This is a genomic window from Methylocaldum sp. (genome assembly GCF_035627495.1).
In the GTDB taxonomy this organism is placed as follows: Bacteria; Pseudomonadota; Gammaproteobacteria; order Methylococcales; family Methylococcaceae; genus Methylocaldum.
In genome coordinates, this window is sequence record NZ_DASPLO010000030.1 from 1 (window position 1) to 2,541 (window position 2,541).

Consider the following 2,541-nt stretch of genomic DNA (forward strand, 5'->3'; position numbering starts at 1 on the left):
CTCAGCTCGGAGTCTCGAATCGCCTGCCGCACGGCGGAGGTGGTGCTGGCGTTCTTGTGAAGTTGAATCTGCATCGTGATGAGTCTCAACCGGATGAACCAAAAACTTCACGGAGGACACTCCGTGCCTCGAAGAGAGCATAGCTCCTTCTTGGTAAAGAATCACACGGGACCTGACATCTATCTTCTCATTGTGGTCACACCTCCAGACCATACCAAAACGCTCGATTCCTCGTGAAACTCGACTTCGGCCCCACGCCGATGAGCACCCGCCATGACTGGACTCGAGGTAGCCACCCTCAGCAAGGCTGTTTGTTTGTCCCGATACTTTGTGTCGTCAAGCGATGATGCAAGAGTTCTCTCCTTAGTAGTCGCTCTCCGGCGACCTCACGATTTTTTGATTTCCCTTGGACGTTTTCGATGCCATTTCCGGCACCTCCAGTAAGCTTCTTCCGACCTCAATTTTGTCGGCTTTTCGCGTCCCTTCGAACAGAGCATATCTCCGGATAGAAGGGATCATCTGTCGCAGATCAGCGTCAATTTATAAGTAATTCTACGTACTCCCGAATGTCGCAAAAGGGCTAAACCGGCACGGGCTCTAGGTTTTAGCCACCATGGCACGGGATCTGCTTATATCGGCAGCGCAAGTGACGAGTGATGCCCGATGACAAAAATTGCTTTCACTTCAAGCCAGTTGTTCTTCTTAGCTTGGATATTGAAACGTTAAACATGCTTGCCTTTGTGCGCCTTAGGTAATTGGCGGTCTCGGATACCCGAGCCAATGAGTAGGGCATCACGCTGCTCATCGAGCAGCCTCCCGAGATTCACTCGGACCTATTCCGCTAACGCTGAATAACCCGGTAATGAATATCACCAACGTTTGCCTTTCATCGAACGTGGCTGATGCCGTTTTCATCACCAAGTTATTCGAATTGAGATACCTAGACACATGGGGTTCAGCCATAGCTTGCATCGGGTGTGCTCGTACTTTTGGAAAACAAATGGAACTGCTTGAACAGCCGGTAGTTCGACCAACGCTGAACCTGTCAGGAATGATGGAGTTGGTCCCAGGGACGCTAAAGCTAGGTGATTACGGCAGATCTTCGATAAGCCGTTAGCACTGGAGCTTCCATAACCTGGCCTGCGGCCAAAGAGTCGCTACGCCTTGAATTTTTAGCGTGAAAAATCCCACGGGAGAAAACATGAAATATCTAAACTCTTACGTTCCTTCAGCCAAGTGCGCCGAAAAACGAAACGCCGACGGTCGCAGCCGTAAAATAGTACGTAAAGCCATTCATGGCCTGTCGATAGCGGCAACTCTGGTCATGACTCAGACAGCCGGAGCGGCTGATTATGTCCGTCCGTTTGGCGCGGGTGCGCCGTGGAACAAGCCGGTGGCGGGGCTGCCGCGCCATCCCCAATCCAGCACCCTGGCCACTCGCCTGTGGAATTATTCGCCGAACAAGCCGGGCAATTTCAACGTGTCCGTCACCGGTTACACCTATCCAGTGTATATGGCGGACACCGCCCGGAGCTCTTACACCGTCCAAGCGACGTGGGGTAACCTCAAAGGCACCAAGATCCCCTGGAACCCGAACTGGCAAGCAGCCACCGGGTCCGATGGCCAGGTCATCGTCCTCGACCCGAAAAGCGGGCGCGAGTGGGACCTTTGGCAGGTGAGCTTCAACGGGTCCACCATCCGCGTCTCGAACGGCAACCTGGTGCCGGGCTCGTACTTGACCAAGGAGGACGGCTACAAACCCTCGCGCGGCTGCGGGATCCCTTACCTTGCCATGCTGGTGCGGCCCGAGGAGATCGCCCAGGGCAAGATCGAACATGCCCTGTCCATGCCGAGCCGGAATACCGCGAAGGCGTTCGTGGCCCCCGCCACCAAATCCGACGGCCGGGTAACCTCGAACGGCATGCCCATGGGCACCCGGTTCGCGCTGAACATCACCGATGCGGAGATCGATGCCTGGGTGAAGTCCTTGCCGAGCCAATTGTCCGACCAGACCCGCCGGGCGGCCCGGATCATTGCCGTGGCGCTTCGGGATTACGGCTGGTTTATCACCGATACGAGCGGCGGCGCGCATTTGCAGTTCGAGGATAACGCCACGGCGAAGGCCAAATGGGCAGCCTTGGGGCTGGGGAACCAATCCGTCAACTGGAAAAGCTACCCCGCCGACCTGCTCGACGGCTTGATGACGAAAAACCGCATCTATGCGATAGCGCCTAGCAATCAATACTAGTAGGTACTGCAACGTAAAGTGAACACCGAATGTATTTGATCAACTGAACGATTCTGAACCCATTTGAGATAATTCTTCTTTTCGTTATTCCTTTGCATGAGGTAATTATCGAAAAATGGGTTCAGCACTATTCGGACCACTGTGAACTTTCCAAGAGTAATGGTCAAATTTTGTGTACGGGGCGGACTCAGGCGGCGATTTTCTCGGCGTCTTCCCGAACTCCGTCCTTGAACACGACTCCCTCGATAACCTGAGCCAAGCGGGGAATGCCATTGAGTTTTCGCCAGTGCCGC

1 protein-coding gene is annotated in these 2,541 nt (G+C 54.4%); it reads left to right on the forward strand.

Features of this window, described 5'->3' with window-relative positions; genetic code table 11:
* Positions 1–1,201: 1,201 nt before the first annotated feature.
* Complete coding sequence (locus VEB01_RS02515) at positions 1,202–2,248, forward strand: hypothetical protein (protein WP_324872528.1); 1,047 nt, start codon at positions 1,202–1,204, stop codon at positions 2,246–2,248.
* Positions 2,249–2,541: the final 293 nt, after the last annotated feature.